A 1744-nucleotide genomic window follows, 5' to 3' on the forward strand; every position below is an offset into this window, starting at 1 on the left:
CAGGACACCAATCAGTGTCATATAATAAAAGACACCAATTGGTGTCCAATTATAAGGGTGGGTGATTTTGAACGAGAAAAATCAAGAACGTGATATTTATGTAGCCATCGCTGACCCAACAAGACGTAAATTGCTACGTTTGTTGGCAGACGTGGAGGAATTGCCACTAAATGAGTTAACCGTACATTTTGAAATGGGCCGTACTGCGGTTTCAAAGCATTTGGCAATCCTTAAAGAGGCAGGTCTAGTAATCAGCAGAAAAGTCGGCAGGGAAACCCGTTATCGACTGAATGCTGGTCCGTTGAGAGAAATTGAGGATTGGGTATCGTTTTACAGAAGATTCTGGAGTGAAAGAATATCACTTTTAAATCAAATATTAGAGGAGGAATAGTAATGAGTTTAACAGTAACACAAGATTTTAATTTTAAGAGCCCGATCGAGAAGGTATGGCTTGCCTTAACGGATGCAAATACTCTTGGGAAATGGGTAATGGCTAATGATATTAAACCTGTCGTCGGACATAAATTCCAGTTTCGGAATGAACAGTGGAATTTAATTATTGATTCCGAAGTTCTTGAAGTCGAGGAGCCTTATAAGTTATCTTACACCTGGGTAGGTGGCGGTATAAACACTACAGTCACATGGACCTTAAAGCACGAAGATGGAACAACCCACTTACATCTCGAACAAACAGGATTCGAAAAAGAAGATCAAGCGTTCAATGGTGCGAAATATGGTTGGGCGAAAATGGGCGAAGAACTTAATAACGTGTTAGAGGTATTGTAAGACCAAACCTCTGCCTTGTTTTTTAGTATTTAGCTAACATATAAGAAAAAAGCAAACTGCTCGGAAAGAGGAGTGTTCCGTGATGACAAAAAGTAGAACAAATCCTAAGGTTGATGAATTTTTAGGTAAAGCTAATAAGTGGAAAGAAGAATATGAGACATTAAGAAATATCGTTCTTGACTGTGAACTGACTGAAGAATTTAAATGGATGCATCCCTGTTACACGTTTGAGAATAAAAACATCGTTTTAATACATGGATTTAAAGAATATTGTGCGCTTCTGTTTCACAAAGGTGCCTTGTTACAGGATGCCCACGGGCTTCTAATTCAACAAACGGAGAATGTACAGGGAGCGCGCCAGATTCGGTTCACTAATGTTCAAGAAATAGTTGCAACGGAATCCATTCTGAAAGCCTATATTCATGAAGCCATTGAAGTTGAAAAAGCCGGGTTGGAAGTGGAATTTAAAAAGAATGAAGAATTCATAATTCCTGAAGAACTTCACAATAAATTCGATGACATCCCTGCCTTGAAAACTGCTTTTGAAGCATTGACCCCAGGAAGGCAAAGAGCATACATCCTTTATTTTTCACAAGCCAAACAATCCAAAACCCGAGAGTCAAGAATCGAAAAATGCATGCAGAAAATTCTCGATGGGAAGGGTTTAAAAGATTAATATATTTGATGAGAAAATAAATTAATCATGTTTTGGATTTCACCCCACTTTGCGTTCATTCGAACTCCTTTTTGGAACGCAAGTAACCACTCAACCGAATAATAAAATGGATAAAAACAAAAAAGTGATCCATAGAGTGTAAGCGATCTGCCGTGAAAAAGCCTACTTGTTGCAGCTAAGGAAAGAAAAAAACTGCACACCAAAGTGTACCTTGTTTTTTTGCTTAAAGGTCACTTTTTTTGAGCTAACGGGTGCTTATCTTGAACAAGGTTTAAGTAATGA

Annotated in this window: 3 protein-coding genes; all 3 read left to right on the forward strand. The window is 38.2% G+C overall.

From position 1 onward, the window contains the following. The first annotated feature begins 67 nt into the window (after positions 1-67). The 3 genes from AC1DVB_RS27005 (at position 68) to AC1DVB_RS27015 (ending at position 1462) form a co-directional block, all read left to right on the forward strand. Positions 68-391, forward strand: a complete 324-nt coding sequence (locus tag AC1DVB_RS27005; protein WP_034306755.1) for an ArsR/SmtB family transcription factor — start codon at positions 68-70, stop codon at positions 389-391. 2 nt (positions 392-393) lie between these two features. Continuing rightward, positions 394-786 carry an SRPBCC family protein gene (locus tag AC1DVB_RS27010; RefSeq protein WP_063593577.1) on the forward strand — a complete coding sequence of 131 codons (393 nt, stop codon included), beginning with the start codon at positions 394-396 and terminating at the stop codon, positions 784-786. A gap of 82 nt (positions 787-868) precedes the next feature. Beyond that, complete coding sequence (locus tag AC1DVB_RS27015) at positions 869-1462, forward strand: YdeI/OmpD-associated family protein (RefSeq protein ID WP_095678432.1); 594 nt, start codon at positions 869-871, stop codon at positions 1460-1462. Positions 1463-1744 lie beyond the last annotated feature (282 nt).

Source organism: Peribacillus sp. P4_D6 (assembly GCF_056401795.1).

What these genes read in the sequence shown, in the direction of transcription:
- AC1DVB_RS27010 (WP_063593577.1), top strand. Translation starts at nt 394, where the DNA reads ATGAGTTTAACAGTAACACAAGATTTTAATTTTAAGAGCCCGATCGAG.
- AC1DVB_RS27015 (WP_095678432.1), top strand. Translation starts at nt 869, where the DNA reads ATGACAAAAAGTAGAACAAATCCTAAGGTTGATGAATTTTTAGGTAAA.